27 protein-coding genes, 1 pseudogene and 1 riboswitch are annotated in these 24,275 nt (G+C 69.2%); of the genes and pseudogenes, 11 read left to right on the top strand and 17 right to left on the bottom strand.

The window, feature by feature from the left end:
* From SALPAC6_RS28520 to SALPAC6_RS28515, 4 genes and pseudogenes are all read left to right on the top strand, one after another.
* Window positions 1–385 (top strand): transposase (locus tag SALPAC6_RS28520; protein WP_162562070.1); only part of this gene is annotated, 385 nt, incomplete at its 5' end.
* A gap of 262 nt (window positions 386–647) precedes the next feature.
* Complete coding sequence (locus SALPAC6_RS26675) at window positions 648–1,202, top strand: sigma factor (protein ID WP_026190016.1); 555 nt, start codon at window positions 648–650, stop codon at window positions 1,200–1,202.
* Entirely contained in the window at window positions 1,181–1,396 is a 216-nt protein-coding gene (locus SALPAC6_RS30595; protein WP_223874394.1) for a DUF6596 domain-containing protein, read from the top strand. The genes SALPAC6_RS26675 and SALPAC6_RS30595 overlap by 22 nt, the downstream gene beginning before the upstream one ends.
* Window positions 1,397–1,872: 476 nt before the next feature.
* Window positions 1,873–2,696, top strand: a pseudogene (locus tag SALPAC6_RS28515) (IS5 family transposase).
* A gap of 36 nt (window positions 2,697–2,732) precedes the next feature.
* On the opposite strand, the gene SALPAC6_RS0123735 reads toward SALPAC6_RS28515, so the two are convergent.
* The gene (locus SALPAC6_RS0123735; RefSeq protein WP_080636181.1) at window positions 2,733–3,959 is read right to left on the bottom strand and encodes a chorismate-binding protein; all 1,227 of its coding nucleotides are present in this window, start codon (window positions 3,957–3,959) and stop codon (window positions 2,733–2,735) included.
* 96 nt (window positions 3,960–4,055) lie between these two features.
* On the opposite strand from SALPAC6_RS0123735, the gene SALPAC6_RS0123730 reads away from it, so the two are divergent.
* On the top strand, window positions 4,056–4,256 hold the full coding sequence (locus SALPAC6_RS0123730; protein WP_012013604.1) for a DUF5999 family protein: 201 nt from the start codon (window positions 4,056–4,058) through the stop codon (window positions 4,254–4,256).
* A gap of 122 nt (window positions 4,257–4,378) precedes the next feature.
* On the opposite strand, the gene gcvP is transcribed toward SALPAC6_RS0123730, so the two are convergent.
* The 11 genes from gcvP to SALPAC6_RS0123675 form a co-directional block, all read right to left on the bottom strand.
* Window positions 4,379–7,195, bottom strand: a complete 2,817-nt coding sequence (gene gcvP, locus SALPAC6_RS0123725) for an aminomethyl-transferring glycine dehydrogenase (RefSeq protein ID WP_018255800.1) — start codon at window positions 7,193–7,195, stop codon at window positions 4,379–4,381.
* A gap of 71 nt (window positions 7,196–7,266) precedes the next feature.
* Window positions 7,267–7,366: riboswitch (glycine riboswitch) on the bottom strand.
* A gap of 86 nt (window positions 7,367–7,452) precedes the next feature.
* Window positions 7,453–8,346 (bottom strand): NAD-dependent protein deacetylase, encoded by an 894-nt coding sequence (locus tag SALPAC6_RS0123720; protein WP_026190014.1) that lies wholly within the window; start codon window positions 8,344–8,346, stop codon window positions 7,453–7,455.
* A gap of 18 nt (window positions 8,347–8,364) precedes the next feature.
* The gene (locus SALPAC6_RS0123715; protein ID WP_026190013.1) at window positions 8,365–8,925 is read right to left on the bottom strand and encodes a MerR family transcriptional regulator; all 561 of its coding nucleotides are present in this window, start codon (window positions 8,923–8,925) and stop codon (window positions 8,365–8,367) included.
* A 201-nt stretch (window positions 8,926–9,126) separates the two neighbouring features.
* The gene (locus SALPAC6_RS0123710) at window positions 9,127–9,591 is read right to left on the bottom strand and encodes a bifunctional nuclease family protein (protein WP_018724884.1); all 465 of its coding nucleotides are present in this window, start codon (window positions 9,589–9,591) and stop codon (window positions 9,127–9,129) included.
* A 190-nt stretch (window positions 9,592–9,781) separates the two neighbouring features.
* Window positions 9,782–10,477: a transcriptional regulator FtsR gene (ftsR, locus tag SALPAC6_RS0123705; RefSeq protein WP_018255797.1), complete on the bottom strand. Its 696-nt coding sequence runs from the start codon at window positions 10,475–10,477 to the stop codon at window positions 9,782–9,784.
* A gap of 50 nt (window positions 10,478–10,527) precedes the next feature.
* Window positions 10,528–10,980 carry an oxoglutarate dehydrogenase inhibitor Odhl gene (odhI, locus tag SALPAC6_RS0123700; protein WP_018255796.1) on the bottom strand — a complete coding sequence of 151 codons (453 nt, stop codon included), beginning with the start codon at window positions 10,978–10,980 and terminating at the stop codon, window positions 10,528–10,530.
* A gap of 215 nt (window positions 10,981–11,195) precedes the next feature.
* Window positions 11,196–11,576 carry a glycine cleavage system protein GcvH gene (gene gcvH / locus SALPAC6_RS0123695; RefSeq protein WP_018255795.1) on the bottom strand — a complete coding sequence of 127 codons (381 nt, stop codon included), beginning with the start codon at window positions 11,574–11,576 and terminating at the stop codon, window positions 11,196–11,198.
* Between the two features lie 62 nt (window positions 11,577–11,638).
* The gene (locus SALPAC6_RS0123690) at window positions 11,639–12,550 is read right to left on the bottom strand and encodes a DUF881 domain-containing protein (RefSeq protein WP_018255794.1); all 912 of its coding nucleotides are present in this window, start codon (window positions 12,548–12,550) and stop codon (window positions 11,639–11,641) included.
* A 9-nt stretch (window positions 12,551–12,559) separates the two neighbouring features.
* Window positions 12,560–12,892, bottom strand: a complete 333-nt coding sequence (locus tag SALPAC6_RS0123685) for a small basic family protein (protein WP_012013613.1) — start codon at window positions 12,890–12,892, stop codon at window positions 12,560–12,562.
* The gene (locus SALPAC6_RS0123680; protein ID WP_018255793.1) at window positions 12,889–13,812 is read right to left on the bottom strand and encodes a DUF881 domain-containing protein; all 924 of its coding nucleotides are present in this window, start codon (window positions 13,810–13,812) and stop codon (window positions 12,889–12,891) included. The genes SALPAC6_RS0123685 and SALPAC6_RS0123680 overlap by 4 nt, the downstream gene beginning before the upstream one ends.
* On the bottom strand, window positions 13,809–14,417 hold the full coding sequence (locus tag SALPAC6_RS0123675) for a CDP-alcohol phosphatidyltransferase family protein (RefSeq protein ID WP_018255792.1): 609 nt from the start codon (window positions 14,415–14,417) through the stop codon (window positions 13,809–13,811). Before SALPAC6_RS0123675 ends, SALPAC6_RS0123680 begins: the two co-directional genes overlap by 4 nt.
* Before the next feature lie 370 nt (window positions 14,418–14,787).
* Between SALPAC6_RS0123675 and SALPAC6_RS0123670 the strand changes: the two genes are divergently transcribed.
* The 3 genes from SALPAC6_RS0123670 to SALPAC6_RS0123660 all read left to right on the top strand — a co-directional run bounded on the left by SALPAC6_RS0123670 (window position 14,788) and on the right by SALPAC6_RS0123660 (window position 17,295).
* Window positions 14,788–15,669: a universal stress protein gene (locus tag SALPAC6_RS0123670; protein ID WP_018255791.1), complete on the top strand. Its 882-nt coding sequence runs from the start codon at window positions 14,788–14,790 to the stop codon at window positions 15,667–15,669.
* A gap of 140 nt (window positions 15,670–15,809) precedes the next feature.
* Window positions 15,810–16,277, top strand: a complete 468-nt coding sequence (locus SALPAC6_RS0123665) for a hypothetical protein (RefSeq protein WP_018255790.1) — start codon at window positions 15,810–15,812, stop codon at window positions 16,275–16,277.
* Window positions 16,278–16,644: 367 nt separating this feature from the next.
* Window positions 16,645–17,295, top strand: a complete 651-nt coding sequence (locus SALPAC6_RS0123660; RefSeq protein WP_026190011.1) for an HhH-GDP family DNA glycosylase — start codon at window positions 16,645–16,647, stop codon at window positions 17,293–17,295.
* Between the two features lie 4 nt (window positions 17,296–17,299).
* Here SALPAC6_RS0123660 and SALPAC6_RS0123655 read toward each other — a convergent pair whose 3' ends face one another.
* From SALPAC6_RS0123655 to SALPAC6_RS0123645, 3 genes are all read right to left on the bottom strand, one after another.
* Window positions 17,300–17,458, bottom strand: coding sequence for a hypothetical protein (locus SALPAC6_RS0123655; protein WP_018219641.1), 159 nt, complete (start codon window positions 17,456–17,458; stop codon window positions 17,300–17,302).
* A 92-nt stretch (window positions 17,459–17,550) separates the two neighbouring features.
* Window positions 17,551–17,748, bottom strand: a complete 198-nt coding sequence (locus SALPAC6_RS0123650; RefSeq protein ID WP_018255788.1) for a hypothetical protein — start codon at window positions 17,746–17,748, stop codon at window positions 17,551–17,553.
* 465 nt (window positions 17,749–18,213) lie between these two features.
* On the bottom strand, window positions 18,214–19,362 hold the full coding sequence (locus SALPAC6_RS0123645) for a geranylgeranyl reductase family protein (RefSeq protein WP_018255787.1): 1,149 nt from the start codon (window positions 19,360–19,362) through the stop codon (window positions 18,214–18,216).
* A gap of 219 nt (window positions 19,363–19,581) precedes the next feature.
* On the opposite strand from SALPAC6_RS0123645, the gene SALPAC6_RS0123640 reads away from it, so the two are divergent.
* The 3 genes from SALPAC6_RS0123640 (at window position 19,582) to SALPAC6_RS0123630 (ending at window position 23,019) form a co-directional block, all read left to right on the top strand.
* Window positions 19,582–19,818, top strand: coding sequence for a hypothetical protein (locus tag SALPAC6_RS0123640; protein WP_018255786.1), 237 nt, complete (start codon window positions 19,582–19,584; stop codon window positions 19,816–19,818).
* A gap of 36 nt (window positions 19,819–19,854) precedes the next feature.
* Window positions 19,855–21,303: an MFS transporter gene (locus SALPAC6_RS0123635; protein ID WP_026190010.1), complete on the top strand. Its 1,449-nt coding sequence runs from the start codon at window positions 19,855–19,857 to the stop codon at window positions 21,301–21,303.
* A 93-nt stretch (window positions 21,304–21,396) separates the two neighbouring features.
* Window positions 21,397–23,019 carry an alkaline phosphatase D family protein gene (locus SALPAC6_RS0123630; protein ID WP_018255784.1) on the top strand — a complete coding sequence of 541 codons (1,623 nt, stop codon included), beginning with the start codon at window positions 21,397–21,399 and terminating at the stop codon, window positions 23,017–23,019.
* 45 nt (window positions 23,020–23,064) lie between these two features.
* Here SALPAC6_RS0123630 and SALPAC6_RS0123625 read toward each other — a convergent pair whose 3' ends face one another.
* Both SALPAC6_RS0123625 and SALPAC6_RS0123620 read right to left on the bottom strand, forming a co-directional pair.
* The gene (locus SALPAC6_RS0123625; RefSeq protein WP_018255783.1) at window positions 23,065–23,835 is read right to left on the bottom strand and encodes a hypothetical protein; all 771 of its coding nucleotides are present in this window, start codon (window positions 23,833–23,835) and stop codon (window positions 23,065–23,067) included.
* Window positions 23,836–24,046: 211 nt separating this feature from the next.
* Window positions 24,047–24,265 carry a hypothetical protein gene (locus SALPAC6_RS0123620; protein WP_162561503.1) on the bottom strand — a complete coding sequence of 73 codons (219 nt, stop codon included), beginning with the start codon at window positions 24,263–24,265 and terminating at the stop codon, window positions 24,047–24,049.
* Between the last annotated feature and the right edge of the window lie 10 nt (window positions 24,266–24,275).

Raw genomic sequence — 24,275 nt, 5'->3', positions numbered from 1 at the left:
AAGCGCCAGCGACAACACCATCGGCATCAACCTGCTCAACCAGGCCACCACCACCCACCCCACCCTCACCAAAACCTGGGTCGACGCCGGCTTCACAAACCGCGTCGTCGAATACGGCGCCGCCCTCGGCGTCGACGTCGAGACCGTCACCAAAGACCCCCAAGCCAAAGGCTTCAGCGTGGTCAAACGGCGATGGGTCGTCGAACGCACCATCGGCTGGCTCATGCACCACCGCCGACTCGTCCGCGACTACGAAGCACGACCCGACAACTCCGCCAGCATGATCACCCTCGCCATGATCGACAACCTCGCCAAACGCCTCACCGCCGAAACCACCCCAACCTGGCGAGAACCACTACAACCACAACACACACAAAATACGTGAATCAGACGTCCTCTGACACGAATCAGGCCCCGCCGCACCGGAACAACTCGCGTCATAAGTCGATGATCGTGGATGCAGATCTCGCTGCCAGCACCATGCTCGGCGTGACTCACCGTGATTACCGGACGAGCCCTAACACGAATACAAGACACTTAGTTTACGCGACCCTGCCAGCCTCACGGGCCGGGTCCAAGATCGAGGTCCGGCGGGTGGCCGAGGCCGACGAGGTCCCGCAGGGCAGCGAGAGCAACGGCCAGATTTGATGGGTACGGCCGACGTCGAGGCCGTCTGGCGGATCGAGTCGGCCCGGATCGTCGCCGCGCTGACCCGGTTCACCGGCGATTTCGGGCTGGCCGAGGACGCGGCCCAGGAGGCGGTGGCTGAGGCGCTGGTGTCGTGGCCGCGTGCCTCTCCGGCCAATCCGGTCGGCTGGCTGATGGCCACGGCCCGGCGGCGGGCGATCGACGCGATCCGCCGCCGGACCGCCCTGCAGGACCGGTACGCCCTGCTGGCGGCCGGCCTGGCGGTCGACGAAGAAATCGACCCCGACAGGATCGACGACGACGTCCTGGCGCTGATGTTCGTCAGCTGCCACCCGGTGCTCTCCCCGGAGGCCCGGGTGGCGGTGACCCTGCGCGTGGTCGGCGGCCTGTCCAGCGAGGAGATCGCCCGCGCATTCCTCGTGCTGTGCCGACCGTGCAGGCCCGCATCACCCGGGGCAAGAAGACGATCGCGGCGGCCAGGGTGCCGTTCGAGCTGCCGGCGGCCGGCGAGCGCCGGGAGCGGCTGGGCGGCGTGCTCAGCGTCCTCTATGTGATCTTCACCGAGGGGTCGGCGGCCACGTCGGGCGACCGGCTGCTGCGCCCCGACATCGCGTACGAGGCGATCCGGCTGGCCCGCACGGCGTGGATCGGCCGGGTAGCGGCGTTGCGCCTTCCTCACGGTCGGCTTACCAGCCACCACACTGGCGCTGGACCCCGTCGGGGCTACCTGTTTCGCACCTGCGAGTAACGACCGGGGTGGGTGCCTTCCCTACCCCGGGGACGGCGGTGCTCTCCTGACCGGATGCCGTGCCCGGCCAGCGCCTGCCGCATCACAACGGCATGTCCCCACACCCCGCTGCCACATCCCACCAGCGGGGCTCCGTTTTAGTAGGCATCAACGAAGGTTCACGCGATTCACCCGTCCGGTCTGCCCCTCACCCGTGACCTCCCCGGTGGGACAGGAGATAACCCCTGGCCCGCATCCGACAACGCCTGACGACAGCAACCGTGGAGAGCCCGTTGCGCGGAGACGCGCACGGCGGGTTCGGCGAGCGGCCTGGAGAAACGGACCAGCGGCAACGCTGGCACCGCGCTCCAGGCCGACTCAACTAGGCCGTGTCTCCTGGATCTTTGATCCCGGATCGGCTATCAAGGGTTGTCGTGAGTGGACGGTTTGAGCTGACCGAGGTCGAGTACGAGCGGATCTCACCGTTGCTGCCGGCGATGACACCGCAGCGTGGCGGGCGGTGGCGTGATCACCGGCAGGTGATCCACGGGATCGTGTTCCGGGTGCGGACCGGGGTGCCGTGGCGCGACGTTCCTACGCGGTACGGGCCGTGGAAGACGCTGTACAAGCGGTTCACCCGCTGGCAGGAGGACGGGACCTGGGCACGGATCGAGGCGATGCTGCACACCGAGGCGGACGCTGCCGGGGACCTGGACTGGCACGGCAACGCCGATTCCACGATCGTGCGTGCCCACCAGCACGCCGCCGGCGCCCGTAAAGGGGGCTGACCAGCCGTGACGCAGCGCGACGGGAAGGACTCGGCAAGTCGCGCGGCGGATGGACCACGAAGATCCACACGATCGGTGACGGACGCGGCCGGAACCTGACCAGCCACCTGACCCCGGGCCAGGACTCCGACACCCGCCAACTGGTCCGGCTGCTCGACGACGTGGCCGTGGCCCGCCCCGCAGGGATCGGCCGCCCCCGCAAACGCCTCGACTCCCTCTCCGCGGACAAGGCCTACAGCTCCCGCGGCAACCGCCGATCCCTGCGAGCCCGGCGCATCCCGCACGACATTCCCGAGAAGGACGACCAGAAGGCCAACCGCGCACGCAAGGGCTCACGCGGTGGCCGCCCACCCACGTTCCGCCCGCAGCGCTACCGACAGCGCAACACCATCGAACGGCTGATGAACCGGCGCAAACAGTTCCGCGCCGTGGCCACCCGCTACGACAAGCTCGCCTGCCGCTACCGCGCCACCGTGCAGATCGCCGACATCCTCATCTGGCTACGCGCGAAACCGGACCGCCCCAAGCCATGATCCAGGAGACACGGCCTAGGAGCCATAGGTTCGCCGTCAAGACCCGGCGGCCAGCGCGGCGCGTACCGGGGCCGACTTCGCCGCCGCCTCCGCGACCTCGGCCTCCGGATCACTGCCCCAGGTAATCCCCCCACCGGCCCACACGTGCAGCTGATCGGCGTCGGCGGCGGCGGTGCGAATAGTCAAACCAAGGTCGACCCGGCCGGGGGTGACCCAGCCGAGCGCGCCCATGCTGGCCCCACGACCGACCGGCTCCGCAGCGGCGATGTGGTCCAGGGCAGCGAGCTTCGGGGCCCCGGTGACCGAACCGCCAGGGCAGACGGCACGCAGCAGATCCGCCAGGCCGAGCCCCTCGGCGACCGCCGCGGAGACGGTCGACTCCGCCTGCCACAGGTCACACCACCGGCGTACGGCGAACAGCTCGTCAACCGCGACGGTGCCGGTACGGGCGAGGCGAGCCAGATCATTACGTTGCAGATCAACGATCATGATATGTTCCGCGCGTTCCTTCGTGCTGGTCAGCAGCGCGGTCCGGCCGGCGGCGGTGGCCGGACGGGTGCCCTTGATCGGCCGGGTGATCATCCGCCCGGCCGTGACCTCTACGAGGGTCTCCGGGGAGGCGCAGCCAATCGCCCACCCGGTGCCGGTGAGTACACCCGCGTACCGGGCACCCGGCAGCGCACCGAGACGGGCCAGGGCGGGCAGCGGATCACCGGCGTAGGGGGCGGCGGCGTGTCCCACGAGGTTGACCTGGTAGACATCCCCACGGCCGATTGCCGCACGGACGGCACGTATCGCGTCGGCGTGCTGCCATGGGGTCCAACTCTCCGCCCAGGTACCGAGCCACCAACCCGACGATCGGCGGGGGGCTGGACGCCTGCGGGAAGCCGGAGCATGGCCATAGACGACGACCGCCACCTCGGGCAGTGCGGGGGCGGGTGTGGCCGGGCCAGGGCCGCGGCCGACCCCCAGCGCACCGGCTGCGGCCGAGACGTAGAGGGCAGCCCCGCACACCCGTTGCGGGATTCGCCCCGCCGGCCGAGCAAGGTCATCCAGGGCGAGACCGTGGGCGGCGAGGAACTCCTGGACGAGCGCCGCCGGGTCTCCGCCGTCGCCGACGCGCCACTCCCAGCGGGCGCGTTCGACGTGGGCACGCCCGCAGTCCGGCGCCGCCGGCGGAGCAATCGTCACCTCTGCTGGAAGCGTTTCCACGCTATCCGGTCCATTCCGCCTCAACCGTTCAGTGGATTTTCCACGCGGCACGCGCACACCACTCGATGCTGATCACGTGAACTTGGTACTGTGCGTCACTGGCCGTGTGAAACATGACACAGTTCCCCCACCCTCCGGAGAACCCCGATGTGCCAGCACCAACCCACCTGCCCCTCTGCCGACGCCACCGACCGGGACGCCGCCAAAGTCATCGCTTGCTTCCCTGAGCAGGGCTGGAGTCTGCTCTGCAACGGGGTTATCAGTTTCGAGGACACCGGCGAGATACTTCCCGACGGGCGCAGCATCGCCCCGCACCGCGGCCCAGCCCGCCACGCCCTCGTCGCCTGACAACAACTCACAGTAATCATCTGGTTCCGTCGACCCCAGGCTAGCCGCCCGCACCAGGTCACCGGCCCGGGAGTCGACACCAGCCGGCCGGGCGGACAACCCCGCCCGGCCCCGTCGACCCCTCACTCCTCAAACGCCTGCGGCGCGGGACAGGAACACACCAGGTTCCGGTCGCCGTACGCGCCGTCGATCCGCCGCACCGGCGGCCAGTACTTCCCCCACCGATTCCCCGCCGGATAGGCTCCGACCGACCGCGGATACGGATGCGACCATTGGTCAGCCGAGACCATCGCCGCGGTGTGCGGGGCGTTCACCAACGGGTTGTCCTCCGCCGGCCACTCCCCCGAACCCACCTTGTCGATCTCGGCCCGGATCGCGATCAGCGCGTCGCAGAACCGATCCAACTCGGCGAGATCCTCACTCTCCGTCGGCTCCACCATCAACGTCCCCGCCACCGGGAACGACATCGTCGGTGCGTGGAAACCGTAGTCGATCAGACGCTTGGCCACATCATCAACGCTGACGCCCGTCGCCTTCGTCAACGGCCGCAGGTCCAGAATGCACTCGTGCGCCACCAGGCCCTTGTTACCCGCGTACAACACCGGGAAAGCGCCGCGCAGCCGCGCCGCCACATAGTTGGCCGCCAACACCGCCACCCCCGTGGCCCGGGTCAGCCCAGCCGCACCCATCATCCGCAGATACATCCACGGAATCGGCAGAATCCCCGCCGACCCGTACCGGGCCGCCGACACCGCCGGCCGGCCCGAATCCCCCGCGAGCGGGTCACCGGGCAAGAACGGCGCCAGATGCGAGCGCACCGCCACCGGCCCCACGCCCGGCCCGCCACCACCATGCGGGATGCAGAACGTCTTGTGCAGATTCAGATGCGACACGTCCGCACCGAACCGTCCCGGCTTGACGAAACCCACCAGGGCGTTGAGGTTCGCCCCATCGACATACACCTGCCCGCCCGCGTCGTGCACCTTCGCGCACACCTGAGCGATACCCGTCTCATACACGCCGTGCGTCGACGGATACGTCACCATGATCGCGGCGAGCGTCTCCCGATGCTCATCGATCTTGCTGTCGAGGTCAATCAGGTCGATGTTGCCGTCGACGTCGCAGCCGACCACCACCACCCGCATCCCCGCCATCACCGCCGACGCGGCGTTCGTACCGTGCGCCGACGACGGAATCAGGCACACATTCCGGTGCCCCGCATCCCGCGACCGGTGGAACGCGCGGATCGCCAACAGCCCCGCCAACTCCCCCTGCGAGCCGGCGTTGGGCTGCACACTGACCGCGTCGTACCCGGTCACCTCCGCCAGCCAACCCTCCAGCTGGGCAATCAGCTCCCGGTAACCGGCGGTCTGCGACTCGGGCGCCAACGGATGCATCTGCGCGAACTGCGCCCAGCTCACCGGCTCCATCTCGGTGGTCGCGTTCAGCTTCATCGTGCACGACCCCAACGGGATCATGCCCCGATCCAAGGCATAGTCGAGGTCCGCCAGCCGACGCAGGTACCGCAGCATCGCCGTCTCCGACCGATGGGCGCTAAACACCGGGTGAGTGAGGAAGTCCGATGTGCGAGCCAACGCCGCCGGCAACGCCGCATCCACCGCACCGGTGAAGACCGGCACCCCGAACGCCGCCCACACCGCCGCGAGATGCGCCTCCGTCGTGGTCTCGTCACAGGAAACACCCACCCGGTCGGCGTCCACCAGCCGCAAACTCACCCCCCGCCGCGCGGCTGCCTCCACCACCTCGGCCGCCCGACCCGGCACCACCGCCGAGACAGTGTCGAAGAACAGAACATCCGCAACATCCACCCCACCCGCGCGCAACCCGGCCGCCAACCGCGCCGCCATCGCATGGGTCCGCGCCCCGATCGCACGCAACCCGTCCGGGCCGTGGTAGACCGCGTACATCCCGGCCATCACCGCGAGCAGTACCTGCGCGGTGCAGATGTTGCTCGTCGCCTTCTCCCGACGGATGTGCTGCTCCCGGGTCTGCAACGCCAACCGGTACGCCGACTCCCCATCCGCGTCCCGCGACACACCGACCAACCGTCCCGGCAGCATCCGCTGCAAGCCGGCGCGGACCGCCAGATAGCCCGCGTGCGGGCCACCGAAGCCCATCGGCACCCCGAACCGCTGAGTCGTACCGACAGCGATGTCAACACCGATCTCCCCCGGCGGACGCAGCAGCGTCAACGCCAACAGGTCGGCGGCCACAGTCACCAACGCGCCCACGGCATGCGCGGCGTCCACCACCGCAGCGTGGTCCCGCACCGCCCCGGACGCCCCCGGATACTGCACGTGCAGGCCGAAAAACTCCGCCGGCAGCTCCGCACCATCAAGGTCAACTACCTGTACGTCGATACCAAGCGGCTCGGCCCGCCCCGCGATCACCGCCACCGTCTGCGGCAACGTGTCCGCGTCCACCACATACACCTGGCTCCGGCTACGGCTCGCCCGCCGCGCCAGCGTCATCGCCTCGGCCGCCGCGGTGCCCTCATCAAGCATCGAAGCGTTCGCGGTCTCCAACCCGGTCAGATCGGTGACCATGGTCTGGAAGTTCAACAACGCCTCCAGCCGACCCTGGCTGATCTCCGGCTGGTACGGCGTGTACGCGGTGTACCAGCCGGGATTCTCCAACACGTTGCGACGAATCACCGCCGGGGTGTGCGTACCGTAGTAACCAAGACCGATCATCGACACCGCAGCGGTATTGCGCTCAGCCAGCGCCCGCAGCTGCGCCAACGCCTCCGACTCACTGGCCGGCGCCGGCAGGTCCAGGGTGCCCGACCAGCGGATCGCTTCCGGAATCGCCGCATCCATCAGCTCGTCAACAGAGCCGTAGCCAACAACCTCCAACATCCGGCGTTCGTCCTGCGGATCCGGACCGATATGACGGGCGGCGAACTGCTCAAGGGACATGGGGCGCTCCCCGGGGATGAGGTCGACAGGTCGGCCTCCCCCTCTGTCGCGCACACAGGCGCTCCACAGTGCCTACCCGTGTGGTCCTTTTGCCTGAGAGGTTCCGGGGAGGATTTGCCCCTTCGGCGCCGCACCGGGTGGATTCCGGGCGGTCTCTCCCACACGGGTGCGACCGGCACGACCAACGCTACCAGCGGCCATCCCCACCCGGGCGTCCCCACCCAGGCCACTACCGACCGCACAACAGCCCGCCACGGTCAGCCCACCACCACCGGTCCCCCCGTGCCGTCTGGGACGGCACCGAACTGATCAGCCAAGGCCGGCAACACCTGACCCAGCGGGGCATCCACCGTCACCGCAGCGTACGCATCGCCACGAGTCGCGCCCTGATTCACAATCGCCACCGGAATTCCCAGACTCGCCGCCCGCACCACAAACCGCCGCCCCGACATGACCGTCAGCGACGAACCAAGCACCAACAGCAGTCGAGCGGACTCCACCATGGTGAAACACCGGGCCACCCGCGATGCCGGCACCGACTCACCGAAGAACACCACATCCGGCTTCAGGGTTCCCGTGCCGCACTGGGCGCAATCGATCGTACGGAAATCCGCCACCGCCGAATCATCGAGATCCACGTCACCGTCCGGATTCACCGCCGACACCCACGCCGCGAACCCCGGGTTCACCTCCGCCAGCCGCTGATGCAGCTCCCACCGCGACACCCCAACCCCACAATCCAGGCACACCACCTCATCCAGGCGCCCATGCAGCTCCACCACCCCGCTGCTACCCGCCGCCGTGTGCAACCCGTCCACATTCTGCGTAACAACCCCGTCAACCACACCGGCCTGTTGCAAACGAGCCACCGCCCGATGCCCGGCGTTGGGGACCGCCCGGGCAATCGTGCGCCACCCCAGGTGACTACGTGCCCAGTACCGCCGCCGCGCCAACGGATCCCGCGTGAAGACCTGGTAGGTCATCGGAGAGTGCCGCCGCGCCACGCCACTGGGCCCCCGGTAGTCCGGGATCCCCGACTCGGTGGACAAGCCAGCACCGCTGAGCACCACCACCCCACCAGCCGAGACCAACCCCGCCAGCACATCAACCTGTTCGCTCACAGAACCATGCTGCCGCGGCCACGGCAGCATGGTCACTCCCGCCGTCGCTCAACTCACCCGCCGCCGCGCCCGCCGCGCCGCCAACTCATCCCCCGCCACCTCCGCCGCAGCCGGCGGTGCCGGCTGCGGCACCACCGACTCCGCCGGCAGATGCGACAACGACCCCTGGATCTCCTTGAACGCCCCACCGATCGCGATCCCGAACACCCCCTGGCCACCCTGCAACAGGTCAACCACCTCCTCCGGCGACCGGCACTCATACACCGTCGTCCCGTCGGAGATCAACGTGATGCCCGCCAGGTCCGCCACCCCCCGCGACCGCAACACCTCAATCGCCTTCCGGATGTTCTGCAACGACACCCCAGCGTCCAGCAGCCGCTTCACCACCTTCAACACCACCAGATCCCGGAACGAGTACAACCGCTGCGTCCCCGAACCCGACGCGTCCCGCACTCCCGGCACGACCAGACCAGTCCGCGCCCAGTAATCCAACTGCCGGTAACTGATACCCACCGCATGGCAGGCCGTCACACCCCGGTAGCCAACCTCGCCGTCACCATCGATCGCCGGCACACCCGGCCCAGAATCGGAATCCCACGGCTCCTGCATCCGGACAACCTCCCCGCCGTGCGGTGCCACGTCCACGTCGAGACAAGCACCCCTCGATACGGTCACCCTAACGCCGCACCCGACGGTTGCCAGGCAACAACAACACGACACGCCGCGCCCACAACACGCCCAAAGAGACCGTCACCAACCGTGACGAAAGCACAACCAACCCATAACCACCAGATCAACCAGTCAGCCGAGTCAGCCGGCAAAGTCCTCCGGACTCACCTGGTCCAAGAACTCCCGGAACTTCTCCACCTCGTCCTCCTGCTCATCCGGAATCACAATCCCGGCCTCGCTGAGAACCTCATCGGCACACCGAATCGGCGCCCCCACCCGCAACGCCAACGCAATAGAGTCACTCGGCCGCGCCGACACCCGCACCCCGTCACCCAGCAACAGATCAGCGAAGAAGACATTCTCCTTCAACTCGGTGATCTCCACCGCCTGCAACGGCGCTTCCAACGCCGCCAACACATCCCGAAGAAGATCGTGCGTCAACGGCCGCGTCGGCTTGACCCCCTGCTGCTCATAGGCGATCGCCGTCGCCTCGACCGCGCCGATCCAAATCGGCAGGTAACGGTCTCCCTCGACCTCCCGAAGCAAAACGATCGGCTGGTTGCCCGGCAGCTCCACCCGAACCCCGACCACACTCAGCTCGCGCACCGCCGCCTCCGTGTCGTTGTCACCTACGCCGCACCGCACCCCTTCTGCACCGTACACGGACCGCGACCCGGCCGTCCCACGCGCGGCCCGCGCCGCAAAAGGGGTTACCCCGGCAAGCCTACGGCACGCATCACCGGACAGATCTTTCCGCATACACCCACCCGGCCAGCAGACAACCGGCGTGGCCACCTCACCGTCCCAACGTCGACCGCAACCCCACCCGCACCAACGCCGCGTGCAACCGCTGCGACAGCGCCACCAACTCCCGCGCCGTCTCCGCCGCCCGTGCCCGCGCCGCCGGATCACTCTGCCGCGCCAACGGCGTCACCAACTGGGCAAACAACCCCACCTCACGGTCCGCCGCCAATCGATACCCCCGCAGATGCCGCGGCTCCAACCCGTACGCCGCCAGACCCGCCACCGCCTGCGCGATGATCAACGCATCCCCGTCATACCAACCCGGCGGATCCGTCACCACCACACCAAGCCGCTCCAACTCCGCCAGCGTCGCCTCATCAACACCGCTGCGGGCAATCAACTCAGCCCGATCCAACCGCAACCGCGACGACTCGGCCTCCGCCGGCTGCCCCGGCACCTGCCCACCCGGGCCCACCGCCACCAACGCTGGCCGAGAACGACCCGGCTGCTCACCCGTCGCATCCCAGACCGCCAGCTGCTCACGGATCACCCGCAACGGCAGGTACTGATCCCGCTGCGCGGTCAACACAAACCGCAACCGCGCCACATCATCCCAGCTGTACTTCCGGTACCCCGCCGCCGTCCGCTGCGGTTCCACCAAGCCCTCAGCCTCGAGGAACCGCAACTTCGACAACGTGGCATCCGGAAAGTCCACCCGCAACTGGGCCAGCACCTCACCGATGCTCATCAACGGCTGCGGACGGGATGACCCCGGCGCAGCAGACGCCGCAGGCTCACTCACCCCCGGCCGGCCCCCTCCTCGGGCCGCGGACCAGCAAGGAACACCACCCGAAACTTGCCGATCTGCACCTCGTCACCGTTGCTCAACGTGGCCGCCTCGACCCGCTCCCGGTTCACGTACGTCCCATTCAGGCTCCCCACATCCCGCACCGTGAACGTCCCACCATCCCGGTGGAACTCCGCGTGCCGCCGCGACACCGTCACGTCATCCAGGAAAATGTCACTGTCCGGATGCCGCCCACTGGTCGTCACATCGTGGTCCAGCAAGAAACGGGCACCCGCATTCGGCCCTCGCCGCACCACCAGCAGAGCCATCCCCGGCGGCAACGAACCGGACATCCGGTTCGGCATCACATCGGGATCCGGCCCCTCCAGGGCCTCTTCGAGCGAGCCGAGATTGAGCGTCGAAGTGACGTCGAGTGGGGGAAACTCGTCGTCTGGGCGCGTCATGGGACCACCTCACGGATCTATTCGGTCAGCGTCGGGTAAGAGCGGGACTGGCCGCCGGGCATTCTCGCACCCAGCGGCTGGCTCCCCGTGCCAGGAAGGCAACTACACAACGCTCAACTATCGGATTCTCGGTCGACTGGGCGAGCCTAGCCAGCGCCGAAAAGCAGGGCAACCAGACGCGCGGAACCAACCCCCGCGCGGCAGACGGGCGCCACTCAGCCCTCGGTGAGCTCGCGATACGCACCCGCCGACAGCAGGCCGTCCAGCCCGCCCTGATCAGCCACGGTGACCTCGAACAGCCAACCCGCAGCATACGGATCACTATTGACCAACTCAGGAGTGTCGCCCAGTGCCTCATTGCACGCCGACACCGTCCCGGCAACCGGGGCGTAGATCTCCGACACACTCTTCGTCGACTCAATCTCACCCACCGAATCACCGGAGGACACCACCGACCCCATCTCGGGCAGTTGGACGAAGACAATGTCACCCAGCGCGTCCTGCGCGAAGTGCGTGATACCAACCCGCACCACGCCGTCGCCACCACCCGCAACCCACTCGTGCTCAGCGGTATACCGTAGATCCTCAGGAATCACCAGCTGCGTCCTTCATCCCATCGTGCGCCAACCCCCACATGACAGCGCAGCCGCGCCACCAGTCACGTGATCGGACGGGCGTGTTCCAGCTCGATCGGGGCGTGCAGCGCCGAAACCTCGGTCACCTCACGATCCTCGACGATCACCGTACCGCCGTCACCGTCGACCGTCGCCACCACCCCGCCAGGAATGTTCAACGCCGTGCGCATCGTCGCCGGATCCCCGATCACCGTGATCGTGTACGGCCCCGTCAACAACCGCCCATCCACGAACAGGGAACCCTCCTCCCCATCCAGGAAATACGTCGAGGCGATGACCCGCACCGTCACCCCGTCCGCACCAGAGATCTGCATCGCCTCCGCGCCCGCGCCCCGCAACTCCTGCACCGCGTCCAACACCCGCATCGCCGAAATCGCCCCCGCACCACCAGACTCGAACCGCACCACCAACCCCGGCCCCTGTGCCGGCAACGTCCCCGCCAGGATCCCCAACTCATCCGCCCGCCGCGCCGCCTCCTCCAACGCCGCCTGCCGGCCCTGCTCCCCCGACCGCAGCTGCCGCTGGCTGTCCTCCAACGCCGCGATGTCCTGCCGCAGCCGGTCCTCCCGAGCATTCAGGTCATAGAGAATCCGCACCAGATCCTCCTGCCGCGCCGCCGAGATAGTCGGATCCGTTGATGTCGTCCGCAGCTGCTCCACCAGCGTGAACCCCAGCAACGCCAGCAACACAAAGATCATCACGGTGGCTGGACTCGTCCGCCGCCAGCCCCCGACCAAGGCAAGGGCGGAGCTGAACGGACGCCCCGCCGCGCGGTCCAGCCTCGACTCATCCGCCGCGGCCGGCTCCGGATCCACCTCCGGCACCAACCGACTCAACTCGTCCGGATCCGGCTCCCCCGCCGTGCCCTTCGCAGGCAGCGGATCTGGCTGGTCCGGCCAGCCCGTCCCCGTCTCGGTGTGCTCGTCACCACTCATCACACACACCTACGCCCGGAACAGGTGCCGGCGGATCGCCGCCACATTCCCGAAGATCCGAACTCCCAACACCACCACCACACCCGTGGAGAGCTGGCTACCCACCCCCAACTGGTCCCCCACATACACGATCAGAGCAGCCACCAGCACGTTGGAGATGAACGACACCACGAACTGCTTGTCATCGAAGATCCGGTCCAGCTTCGCCCGCACCCCGCCGAACACCGCATCCAACGCCGCCACCACGGCGATCGGCAAATACGGCTGCAACGCCCCCGGCACCGTTGGATCGAGCCACAGCCCGAGCAGCACACCCGCAAGCAGCGCCAACGCCGCAATCATCGACCACCTCCAAAATCGGGAGCCGCCGGCGAACCAGACGTCCCTGGACTGACCGACCGACCCGACGGCGTCGGACTGACCGGTGGCTGCGCGTACTGTAGCCGCGGATCCGGCGCGGCGGGCAGGGTCAGGTCATCGGCGTCCCGCACCTCGAACGCCACCCCGGTATCCGCCGCGACCTGCTGCATCATCGCCGCAATCCGGGTCTGTGCGAACCGCTCCCGCAACTCGTCCGGGCCGATCGCCGACACCTCGTACGGTCCCGTCACCGGCCGAAAGTCAACCAGAATCGCCTGCCCTGCTGACCGAATCGTGGACGTTGCCGTCAACCGCTGCCCGTTGATCGAGATCGCCTCCGCCCCCGACGCCCACAGCCCGTTCGCGACCCCCTGGAGGTCGAGGTAAATCACTCGCGGCGGCCCCGAAGCCGGATCTGGCACCAGCTGCTCATCCGGCGGAGCATCGGCCAACCGCACCACCACACCGTCCCCGCTCACCCGCCCCAAACCGGTGCCCGCCTCCAGCTCGTGCAGCTGCGACGCCTCCGTCCCCAGCGCAGCGGCCCGCTGCCGGGCCACCTCCGCCCGCAACTCGTCGGCCCGCTCGGACAGCTGGTCGGTCTCGCTCTCCCGCTGCTCGATCTGCGCCACCAGACCCTCCCGGGCCTGCTGGCGCCCCGGCGCCGCCGCCACCGTCTGGCGGTACGCCACCGCGAACAGAAACCCGAGCACCACAAGGACGACGAGGCTCACGGCCCGGACCGACCGACGCCACCTCACCACAGCCCCCTGCCGCCGGCGGGCCGCCGCGTCGGCGTATCCCGGATCGAGCGGATTGCGAAACAGCGCGGTGAGGAAATCCGGCGCGTACGTCCGGCCGGTCGACTCCCGGTTCTGCGGTCGAAGCTGCGAGTCGGTCATCGTGCCCTCGCTGCCCGCACCAGCCGGCCGGCCTGCACCACGTACATCACGCCAGCGACCCAGTACAAGGCCAGGCCCCACCAGGCCAGACTCCAACCAGCCGCGCTGAAGACTGTCGCGGGCACCGCCTTCGCCAGCAACAGGACGGGGAACGCGGCCAACAACAGAAACGTCGCCGTCTTGCCCACATAGTGCACCGGCGGCGGCCCGTATCCGTGGCGCCGTAGCATGCCGAGGGAACCCAACAGCAACACCTCACGGGCGAGCAGTGCCACCGTGAACTGCCACGGCACCACCTCACGAACGGTGAACGCGACCAGCGTGGCCAGGATGTAGAGGCGGTCCACGAACGGATCGAGTAACTCGCCCAGCCGACTCACCTGGTGGAGTCGTCGGGCGACCCAGCCGTCCACCCAGTCGGTGGTGCCGCCGACCGCCAGCACCGCGATCGCGGCGACATCAACGCGGGCCACCAGGAGTAGGTAGAGGAAGACCGGAACACCGAGAAGCCGGACGAAGCTGATCAGGTTCGGCAGCGTGAAGACCCGGTCGGTGAGGTGGTCGGAGGCCTGCGGAGTGCCAACTCGAGCCGGCCGCTGCGACACCGAACCTCCTCCACTGCGCGCTTCGGCGCCCCGACCCACATCTGCCGGCCGCGCTGCCGGATCGGCAGGCACCACCACCGCGACCCCAGCGCGGGACCGAATCTTTGGCCCGGCCCGCGAGTGTCTGGGATCGCGGGCCGGGCCAGTTGCGCTGCCACTATATCCGCCCTGTCACGGCATCGATGTGCTGTGTGAGGGCGGATACGTGTGGTGTCTGGGTGTGTGGTGAGACACGCCCCTAAGGTGGCCTAGGATGCTAGGGTGTCTGTGTACCGGAGTCCCCGAGCAGCAGCCCGGGGTGGGGCGAACCCACCCGGTTACGGCTCCCGGCCACCCCACGCCCGCGATACTGACCGCGGGGGGTGAAGGAGTGAACTCGTCGAACGGCGCCGCGGTGGTAGTCGGCGTGGACGGGTCCGAACAGGCGCGGCGGGCCGTACGCCTCGCAGCCGTCGAAGCCGCCCGCCGCAACCGAATGCTGCGGATCGTCCACGGCTTCATCTGGCCACTCCTCCACGTGCCGGTGGGCGCACCGCCCGGCGGGCCACCCGGATCGGGCCTCCGTCACCAAGCGGAGCAGCTCGTCGCCGACGCGGTAGCCGAAGCCGAAGCAACCGTGCCCGGCCTCCGCGTCTCCGGAGAGATCATCGACGGCGAGGCCTCCGCCGTGCTGGTCGGCGAAGCGCCAAACGCCGTGCTGATCGTGTTGGGTGACCGTGGTATGGGCGGTTTCGCGGCCCTCGTCGTCGGCTCAGTCGCGATCCAGGTCGCTACCCACGCCGACTGCCCAGTTCTGGTCGTCCGCGGCACGGACCGTACCGAAGGGCCAGTGGTCGTCGGGGTGGACGGATCCGCGGTCTCCCCTCCCGCCGTCGAATTCGCTGCCGAACAGGCGTCGCTGCGCGGCAGCGACCTCGTCGCGATACACACCTACCTGCACCCGGTCGCCAGCGAACCCGGCGACATGCAGCCTCTCGTCTACGACGAGGAGAAGCTACGCCACGAGGAACGCACGCTACTCGCCGAATCCGTCGCCGGGCTGGCCGAGAGGTGGCCCGATCTGACCGTCCACCAACGAGTCGTCCGCGGCCGGCCCGCGCCGACCCTCACCGAAGCCTCCCAGCAGGCCCAACTACTGGTGGTCGGCGGGCACGGACACGGTGCGTTCACCGGCCTCCTGCTGGGCTCGGTCAGCCAGTCCGCGCTGCACCACGCCGACTGCCCCGTCGCGGTTGTCCGCGCTCCCGGCTGACCCGCCCGGCGCGGTTGGTCACCAGCCGGACGGGTAGACGCCCGGCGGACAACACTGGTGAGTACGACCGAGGAGGCGCCCAGCATGCCAGCACCACGACCAGGTAACGACGCGTACGGCACGCACGACGGCGACCCGAGATGAGAGCCGGACTCCTGGCCGACGGCGCAGTCGCCGGCGCGGCCGGCACCACCGCCCTCAACGCCGTCACCTATCTCGACATGACGCTACGTGCCCGGCCGGCGAGTAACACCCCAGAACGCAGTGCCGGCCGGGTCGCCGAGGTGACCCACCTCAACCTCGGCCCCGAGCCCCAGGCGACCAACCGCCGCTCGGGGCTCGGCCCGCTACTTGGATACGGCATCGGGATCGCGGCCGGAGTCGGCTTCGCCCTGCTGACCCGGGGCCGACCAATGCCGCCGGCCCTGGCCAGTGGGCTGCTCGGCGGCGGGGTGATGACCGCCTCCGGCGGTTCGTACGCCGTCCTCGGGATCAGCGACCCACGAACCTGGAGCCGTGGGGACTGGCTCTCCGACCTCATCCCGCACCTGGCCTACGGCCTGGTCGCCGCGGTGACCTGGAACCGACTCCGGGTGCCACCCGCCTGAGGCGTAGCCACCGTGCCGCCCGCCCCTCTCAGACACAGGGCGGGCGGCACGGATCAGCTCTCGTCCTCAGCAACCGGCTCGCCCGGGGGCCCATAGCCAGAGACCTGGCCCCGGGGCACCGGGCGCCCCCGGTCGCCCTGCGACGAGCCACGGTTACGTGGATGACCCGTCGGACCGGGTCCCTTGGTGTCCTGCACGTTCGAGCCCCGGGCGCTACGCCGGACCTCCTGCTGCTGCGGGTTCGTCACCGCTGTCTCCTTCCCGCTGGGCGGCGGCGTACGCGGCGGCCGCCTCCACCCCCGAATACCCGCCGACGTCACCGGACATGCAACGGGCTAACCCGGCCTACGACGGGTAAGTCCTGCCGGTGGGAGACAGTCACGAGACAGCGCGGGTGTTGCTGGAGCGCCGAGGACAGACCTACACCGAGGAGGCCGGGATCCGGCTGGCCGACCGGCCCGGGCCGCTCTACCAGCTGTTGGTGCTCGCCACCCTGCTGAGCTCACGAATCCGAGCCGGTGTCGCGGTGGCCGCCGCCCGCGAGCTCTTCGCCGCCGGTTACCGCACCCCGTCGGCGATGCAGGCGGCGACCTGGCAGGACCGGGTTGACGCGCTCGGTCGCGGGCACTATCGGCGCTATGACGAGCGGACCGCCACGCTGCTCGGCAAGGGCGCACAACTCTGCCTGGACCGCTGGCAGGGTGACCTGCGCCGGCTACACCACACCGCGCAGGGCCAGCCGGCGCAGCTACGCCGCCTGCTCACCGCTTTTCCGGGCATCGGGCCTACCGGCGCGGACATCTTCCTCCGCGAGGCCCAGGCGGTCTGGCCGGACCTGCGCCCCTTCGCCGACCGGCGCGCCCTCAGCGGCGCGGAGAGGTTGGGCCTACCGCAAACCCCGCGGCGGCTCGCCAGCCTGGTGGCGGAGGCGGAGTTCGGCCGCTTCGCCTCCGCCCTGGTGCGGGTCGCGCTCGGCGAAGAGTCCGCTGGTGCGGTGACGCGGGCGGCGCGCCGGTGACCGGTCACTTCGTCGCGTCGCCGCGAGGCCGGGTGAGGTACCACACCAGCAGCGCCGCAAGCACGGCCAGCGCGATCAAGCCGCTGGTGACACCCTCACCGTCCGGCTGATCCCGGCCAGTCGTTCCAAAATAGATCACTGCCAGTCCGGTCAGCACCGCCACGGCGGTACGTACTCCTCGGTCCCTCACACTCGGTGACCCTAGCCAGCACCAGCCACGAAGGGTGGCAAACCACTTTTTTCCGCTAACCGGGGTCAGTCGACCTCCAGGTCGTCAAGCGAGATCTTGTGGCTCATCAGCCAGCGCGCCAACGCCGACATCCCGAATAACCACAGCGGCGCCGACTCGGTCGTCCCGTTGGTGGCAAAGATCGCGAACCGGAGGTCGGGCGCCCGGTAGGCCTCGATCCGCCACCGGTGTTGCCGGTCCCGCCAGATCGCGGAAGGGTCCATGCTCAGACGCTACCGAGCTGGCTTCACGTGCGGGTCAGCTCTGGGCCCCCGCACGGCGTCGGTGAGAGGAGCATCGCCCCCCGCGGCTCGGGCAGCGGGGGGCGATGTGGGGGTGCCGGTGTGCAGGTCGCCTCTCGGCGCGTGGCGCGTGGCGGCTCCAGCCGAACGGTAGTCCGCGACGGCATATTGGTGAGGCCCGGGGACACTGGACACACCGACACCCGTGTCAACAGCGTACCCGCTCCGGCCCTTCCTCCCGAGCTGGTGACCGCTGTCACTCCGGTACCGGCACCACCCCCGGGCGACAGCGGTCAGCTGTGTCCCGGTCTGCGGATTCAAACAGCAGGATGGCCGGCTCTCCCGCTGGTTTCGGCGATACTCCGCACCACCGCTAAAGCATCCTAGGATCCTGGATGGATAGCTGAGATGCGGAGCTCCTTCTCCGCGCGACATGGAACAACCGCGTCAGCGCGGGCTGGCGCTTCTCCGCCGGGACAGCCCCGCCACCACTCCCAGTGCCACCCGTACCGGCACCCGGGAGAGCAGGTCATCGAAGCCAGCCCGGCCCTGACAGAAGGCGACAAAGGTCCGCCAGCCCGGCGGCGTGGCCAACAGCCCGTGAAACAGCCCCGGCCGGCGAGCGAACGTCTCCAGCAGCTGCTGGCCCGCCCGCATCGACGGGACCAGCTCCGCCGCAACCCCCGACTCGTACCGGCCCAGATCGTCAGCGGCGACCGCCGCCCCCGCCAGCACACCGGAACGCAGGGCGTAGCTGATGCCCTCCCGGCTCCACGGCTCCAGCAGCCCCGCCGCATCCCCCGCCACCAGCACCCGCCCTCGGCGCAGCGGCGAGTCCTCCCGCCGACACCGCGTCAGGTGCCCGGAGTCGTGCGCCGGCTCGATCCCGGCCAGACCCAGCCGGTCCACGAACGACCGTAGGTAGGCCCGGGTCTGCTCGCCCATCCCCCGCGCCGCGATCACCCCCACCGTCAACAGGTCGTCCTTTGGAAACACCCAGGCGTACGAGCCGGGTAGCGGGCCCCAGTCCACCAGCACCCGCCCCCGCCAGCGGGCCCGTTGGGCCGGCGGCACCGGCAGCTCCAACTCCAGCCCCAGGTCGACCTGCCGGTGTCGCACCCCCACGTGCCGTGCGGTCACCCCCGAGGACCCGTCGGCGCCGATCACCGCCCGCGCGGTCACCGTCGCCCCGTCGGCCAACCGCAGGCGGACCCGGTCCGGCTCTGACTCCACCGCCCGGACCGCGACCCGCTGACGCAGCGTGGCCCCGGCGGTGACCGCAGCGGCCCGTAGCCGGTCATCGAACTCGTCCCGGCGCACCATCGTCACCAGCGGACCGGCCCCACTGCGCCGGGTGAACGCCCGCCGCCCGTCCAGGGTGAAGGTCACCCGCTCCGCCCGATCATGCGCGGGCACCTCGATCCGGTCCGCCAGTGCGGCCAGCGAGGTGCCGATCAGGCCGCCACCGCAGGTCTTGTAACGCGGATGCACAGCCCGCTCCAGCACAAGGGTCGTCAGACCCGCCCGTGCCGCGACATCGGCGGCGGACAGGCCAGCCGGGCCCGCACCGACCACCGCAAGATCCCAGACCGTCACCGTTGCCAGCCTAGGTCCCCCGTCAACGTTCTTGGTCGAGGCGAAGGCGAGTGCCCGGCGCCGTCTCGACCCGATGACCCATGCTCGGCACAGCTCCCCGCCCTAACCCGGCTGCCCGGCCAGGGCGACATACCCGATCGGGGGAGCATCCTCGGTCGCCAGCCGGGTATCCACTGCCCAGGCCGACCGCCCGCGAGGCGGTTTCCGAAGGAGGACGACATGCGGCAGGTGCAACTGTCGGAGCTCGAGGAACAGGTGTACGACGCGGTCGCGGTCCTGGAGTCCCGCGGCCAGGTCCCGTACCCGGACCTGATCGCCGAGGAGACCGGGTTGACCGAGGAACAATTGAACGCTCCCCTGCACCAACTCACCGAGAAGAACCTGCTGCACCGCGAGGACTCGCCGATGGCCGGCCTGGACTTCGGCCCTCGGTTCTGCGCCCAACAGCTGACGTGAGGCCACGACACTCAGGGTCAGGCCGACAACCACCGGATGGGTGACGACCGCTCCTCCCCGGCTCCACGGGCCGCACCACCTGGGGGTGACCTGGCCGAACGACAACGCCGAGGGGTGGCGCTCGGCGTGGGGCTGGTCGCCGTCTTCATGACATTGCTCGACGTGAGCATCGTCAACGTCGCCATTCCGTCGATGGACCGGGCGCTCGGTGTCGCCCCCAGTGATGTGCAGTGGGTCCTCTCCGGCTACGCGTTGACGTTCGGGTTGATGCTGGTACCCGCCGGCCGGTTCGGTGACGGGCATGGGCGACGGACCGTGTTCGTGGTCGGCGTCACGCTGTTCACCATCACCAGCGTCGCAGCCGGGCTGGCCCCTACCGCCAACTGGCTGGTCGCTGCCCGTCTGCTCCAAGGTGTCGCCGCCGGCCTGGTCACCCCCCAGGTCACCGGATTGATCCAGGAGCTCTTCCAGAGTTCCGAGCGGGGCCGCCCGTTTGGGCTGCTCGGCGTGACCGTCAGCATCTCCACCGCGATCGGGCCGTTGCTCGGCGGCCTTCTCATCCACATCGGCGGCGCCGAGCACGGGTGGCGGTGGGTCTTCTTCGTCAACGTGCCAATCGGTTTCTCCGCCGCTGTCCTCGGCTGGCGCGTTCTCCCGCACCGCGCCCAGGGCACCCCCGGCCGTCGCCGATTCGATCCGGTCGGGTTGCTACTGCTGGGCGTGGGTGTCCTGCTTGTGCTGCTGCCCCTGGTGCAACAGCACTGGCAGAGTCCGGCAAGATGGCTCACGCTTCCGGCCGGCCTGCTGACACTGGCGGCCTTCGCCGGCTGGGAACGGTGGTACGCCCGCCGCTACGAGCCCCTGTTCGACCCGCGCCTACTCGGCATTCGCTCATTCCGGATCGGCGTCGGAATCGCCCTGCTGTTTTTCGGCGGATTCACCGCTATCTTCTTCGTCCTCACGGTGTACCTGCAGAACGGCCTCGGGCACAGCGCACTCGCCGCCGGGCTGGCCAGCACCCCGTTCACGGCTGGGTTCGTCCTCGCCTCCATCGTGGGCGGCCGGGTCATCAGCCGGGTCGGTCGGCCGCTGGTCGCCCTCGGACTGGCCACCGTCGCCGTCAGCCTCGTCGTCGTGGTCCTCGTCGTCAACCGGGTTCCCACGGGTGCCACGGTGTCCTGGTGGACCGCTACACCGCTGCTGGTGGCGGGGCTCGGCAGCGGCCTGGTGGTCACCCCGAACCAGGCCCTCACCCTCGCCCAGGTGCCGGCGCCGCACGCGGGCAACGGCGCGGGCATGCTGGAAACCGGCCACCGCATCGGGTCAGCCGCCGGCATCGCCTCGGTCGGCAGTGTCATCTTCGCAGCGCAGGGGGCCACTGGGGACTGGTCGGCCGCCTTCCACCACGCGATGCTCCTGATCAGCGGAATCGCTGCGCTCGCGCTCTGCCTGGCGCTGGCCGACATCGTCCTCGACCACCGCTGAGCGGAAAGACTCGACGACGCCAAGACGAAAGAACGGCGAACACGCCGACACGGGGCAGCGCTCAGACCCTACCGGCCGGTAGAAACAGTGCCCATGACGAACTCCCTCGACCGTCGTACCCTTCTGCGTATCGTGGGCGCCTCTGCCGGCACAGCCGTTCTTGCCAGCGCCACCCTCGCCGGCCCGGCCGGCGCTACCGGTAGCGTCTTCCGGCACGGCGTCGCCTCCGGTGACCCGTTGCCGGACGGCATTCTGCTCTGGACCCGCCTCACCCCGACCGAGGAATCCCAGCCGGGCTCGGGCGTCGGCCCGGAGGTAACGGTGACCTGGCAGGTGGCTGCCGACCCGGACTTCGCCACACTGGCGGCGCAGGGCACCGTCGCTACCGGCCCGGCTCGGGACCACACGGTCAAGGTTGCCGTCAACGGGCTGACGCCAGCCACCACGTACTGGTTCCGCTTCGGCTACGCCGACGCCTGGTCGCCCACTGGCCGGACAATGACCGCGCCGGCGGCGGACGCCGACATCGACCGGATCCGGCTGGGTGTGGTGTCGTGTTCGAACTGGGAGGCAGGCTACTTCGCCGCCTACCGGCACCTCGCCGAACGGGGCGACCTGAACCTGGTGGTGCACCTCGGCGACTACCTGTACGAGTACGGCACCGGGGAGTTCGCCGCCGGGGGCACCGTGGTGCGGTCGGTCCGACCGGGGCACGAAACGCTGACGCTACAGGACTACCGCGTCCGGCATGCGCTCTACAAGAGCGACCCCGATCTACAGACCCTGCACGCGTCGGTGCCGTGGGCGATCACCTGGGACGATCACGAGGTCGCCAACGACCAGTGGTCGGGCGGTGCGGAGAACCACACCCCTGGCGCCGAGGGCAGCTTCACCGATCGGATGGCGGCAGCGCGTCAGGCGTACGCGGAGTGGATGCCGGTGCGCACCGGAGCGGACGGTGCGATCTATCGACGGTTGCGCTTCGGGCGGCTCGCCGACCTGTCCATGCTGGACCTGCGGACGTACCGGTCCGAGCAGGCATCGGGTCTGGCCGTTGACGACCCGGAGCGGACGATCACCGGCGAGGCGCAGATGGCCTGGCTCAAGGCGGGCCTGGCCACCTCGGATGCCCAGTGGAAGCTGGTCGGCAATCCGGTCATGATCTCCCGGCTGGACGTGGGTGCCCTCCCCTCCTGGCTGCTCGGGCCGCTGGGCACGTTGCTCGGCATCCCACAGAACGGGGCGGTGCTCAACCCCGACCAGTGGGACGGCTACAACGCTGACCGCAACGAGCTGATTGACCACCTGTTGGCGACCGAGACCCGGGACGTGGTCTTCCTGACCGGCGATGTCCACACCTCGTGGGCGAACGAGCTGACCACGCAGTCGACCGGGCTGACCAACCCGGCCGCTGCGGAGTTCGTGGTGCCGTCGGTGACCAGCGACAACATCAACGACTTCCTGGGGATGCGGGAGGGCAACGCGCTCAGTGATCTGGCGTCGGGCCTGATCCGCTCCACCAACCCGCACGTGCGCTGGAACGAGTTGGACGGGCATGGCTACGGGGTACTGGAGGTGACGCCACAGCAGTGCCGGATGGACTGGTTCCACCTGGTTGACCGGACCCAGAGCAGCACCGGCAGCCGCTTTGTGACGGGCTGGTCGGTGACCGCCGGCTCGTCGCGGCTGTGTCAGGAGAGCGCGCCGCTGAGCTGACCTGAGGAGCCGGCCGTTGCCCAGCTGGGCAACGGCCGGCGGTTGTCACCAGAGCTCGGCGACGAGCTCTGCTGCCTGCTCTTCCCACTGAGCGTAGTGGAACGGGTACGCGGACACCTGTACCGTCTGCGCGGCGGTCGTCAGCGGCAGCTCCTGCCAGCCGTTGACGTTCTTGAGCGCCTCGAAGAACGCCGTCGCGGCGTACTGCGGATCGGTGATCTGCGCCGGCGTGCCCCAACCGGTTGACGGGCGCTGCTGGAACAGGCCCTGCGAGTCGTGGTCGTTGTAGCTGCCCAGGTGGCCGAGGTTGTACAGCTTCGACTCCTGCAGCGCGGTCGCCACGCCGATGACCGCACCCCGCTCGCCGACCCCGGTCGCCTTGGCGACCTCGATGATCTCCTTGGCGTTCGTGCGCTGAGCGTCGTCAACCTGGATGTAGGACTGGGCACCCTGCACACCGTAGGGGATCAGTTGTTCCCGGGTGGGCGAGTTGGTGCCGTCGGTGTCGCTCGCTGCCGCCTCGGGACTCCGGTCCGGGTCGGCGGTTGACTCCGTCGGGGCCGGCTCGGAGTCCGGGGCCGGCTCGGGGTCCGGGTCCGCCGCCTGTTTGCCGGTGGCCAGTTCGATGGCGGATACGGCGCCCGCATGCGGGCCGCTGGTCACCGAGGCCGCAGCGGCGGTCGGCGCGAGCGCGAGACCTCCGATCGCTGCTACGCCAGCCACGCTCAGGACAAGCTTGCGGTTCGGCTCCGTCGAGAGCCATTGGTGCGGGGTCTTCGCGATGGCCGGGAGCCATCGGGTGAAGTCACACTTCACGATGTGCCCTTTCGGTCAGGCGAAGCGCTCCGGGTGAGCACTCCTTGCGGAACCGCCATGTGGGTGTGGTTCCGGCGGTACCGGGGACACAACCCAATCGCCATATCCGACATTCCGGGGATCACCCTGGATGGAAGTAGCTGCGGCGCAGGTCACAGGCGATCGGCGGCTTCCGGCGGCCACAAACCGGGCAAGAGGCGCTGACGGCACACTACGGAACACGAAAGTGCCACACCCAGACCGCGTCGGCCACAGCGCGGCCTGCGGCCGTCCGCCAGGCCTCCCGGCCGGTGGATGTGGTATGCCGTGCCCAGAAACGACTTCCGGTGATCGCGGTCAGCTCTCCGTCCTGGATCGCGGAGCGGGGTCCCGACAGGTACCGGGAGGCAGCCAGGCTGAGGAGATCGTTGATCTCCACGATCCGATCCATCAGGAGTACC

The sequence above is a fragment of the Salinispora mooreana genome, assembly GCF_000379065.1.
GTDB classification, from domain to species: domain Bacteria; phylum Actinomycetota; class Actinomycetes; order Mycobacteriales; family Micromonosporaceae; genus Micromonospora; species Micromonospora mooreana.
The sequence above is the reverse complement of the archived record's forward strand: the minus strand, read 5'-3'. Positions and strand labels throughout refer to the sequence as shown.

Excerpts from the sequence above, each read along its gene's own strand:
- SALPAC6_RS26675 (WP_026190016.1), top strand. The coding sequence starts at position 648 with ATGGGTACGGCCGACGTCGAGGCCGTCTGGCGGATCGAGTCGGCCCGG.
- SALPAC6_RS0123730 (WP_012013604.1), top strand. The coding sequence starts at position 4,056 with ATGTGCCAGCACCAACCCACCTGCCCCTCTGCCGACGCCACCGACCGG.
- gcvP (WP_018255800.1), bottom strand. The coding sequence starts at position 7,195 with ATGTCCCTTGAGCAGTTCGCCGCCCGTCATATCGGTCCGGATCCGCAG.
- SALPAC6_RS0123720 (WP_026190014.1), bottom strand. The coding sequence starts at position 8,346 with ATGCTGCCGTGGCCGCGGCAGCATGGTTCTGTGAGCGAACAGGTTGAT.
- SALPAC6_RS0123715 (WP_026190013.1), bottom strand. The coding sequence starts at position 8,925 with ATGCAGGAGCCGTGGGATTCCGATTCTGGGCCGGGTGTGCCGGCGATC.
- ftsR (WP_018255797.1), bottom strand. The coding sequence starts at position 10,477 with ATGAGCATCGGTGAGGTGCTGGCCCAGTTGCGGGTGGACTTTCCGGAT.
- odhI (WP_018255796.1), bottom strand. The coding sequence starts at position 10,980 with ATGACGCGCCCAGACGACGAGTTTCCCCCACTCGACGTCACTTCGACG.
- SALPAC6_RS0123690 (WP_018255794.1), bottom strand. The coding sequence starts at position 12,550 with ATGAGTGGTGACGAGCACACCGAGACGGGGACGGGCTGGCCGGACCAG.
- SALPAC6_RS0123685 (WP_012013613.1), bottom strand. The coding sequence starts at position 12,892 with ATGATTGCGGCGTTGGCGCTGCTTGCGGGTGTGCTGCTCGGGCTGTGG.
- SALPAC6_RS0123680 (WP_018255793.1), bottom strand. The coding sequence starts at position 13,812 with ATGACCGACTCGCAGCTTCGACCGCAGAACCGGGAGTCGACCGGCCGG.
- SALPAC6_RS0123665 (WP_018255790.1), top strand. The coding sequence starts at position 15,810 with ATGAGAGCCGGACTCCTGGCCGACGGCGCAGTCGCCGGCGCGGCCGGC.
- SALPAC6_RS0123650 (WP_018255788.1), bottom strand. The coding sequence starts at position 17,748 with ATGGACCCTTCCGCGATCTGGCGGGACCGGCAACACCGGTGGCGGATC.
- SALPAC6_RS0123640 (WP_018255786.1), top strand. The coding sequence starts at position 19,582 with ATGCGGCAGGTGCAACTGTCGGAGCTCGAGGAACAGGTGTACGACGCG.
- SALPAC6_RS0123635 (WP_026190010.1), top strand. The coding sequence starts at position 19,855 with ATGGGTGACGACCGCTCCTCCCCGGCTCCACGGGCCGCACCACCTGGG.
- SALPAC6_RS0123630 (WP_018255784.1), top strand. The coding sequence starts at position 21,397 with ATGACGAACTCCCTCGACCGTCGTACCCTTCTGCGTATCGTGGGCGCC.
- SALPAC6_RS0123620 (WP_162561503.1), bottom strand. The coding sequence starts at position 24,265 with ATGGATCGGATCGTGGAGATCAACGATCTCCTCAGCCTGGCTGCCTCC.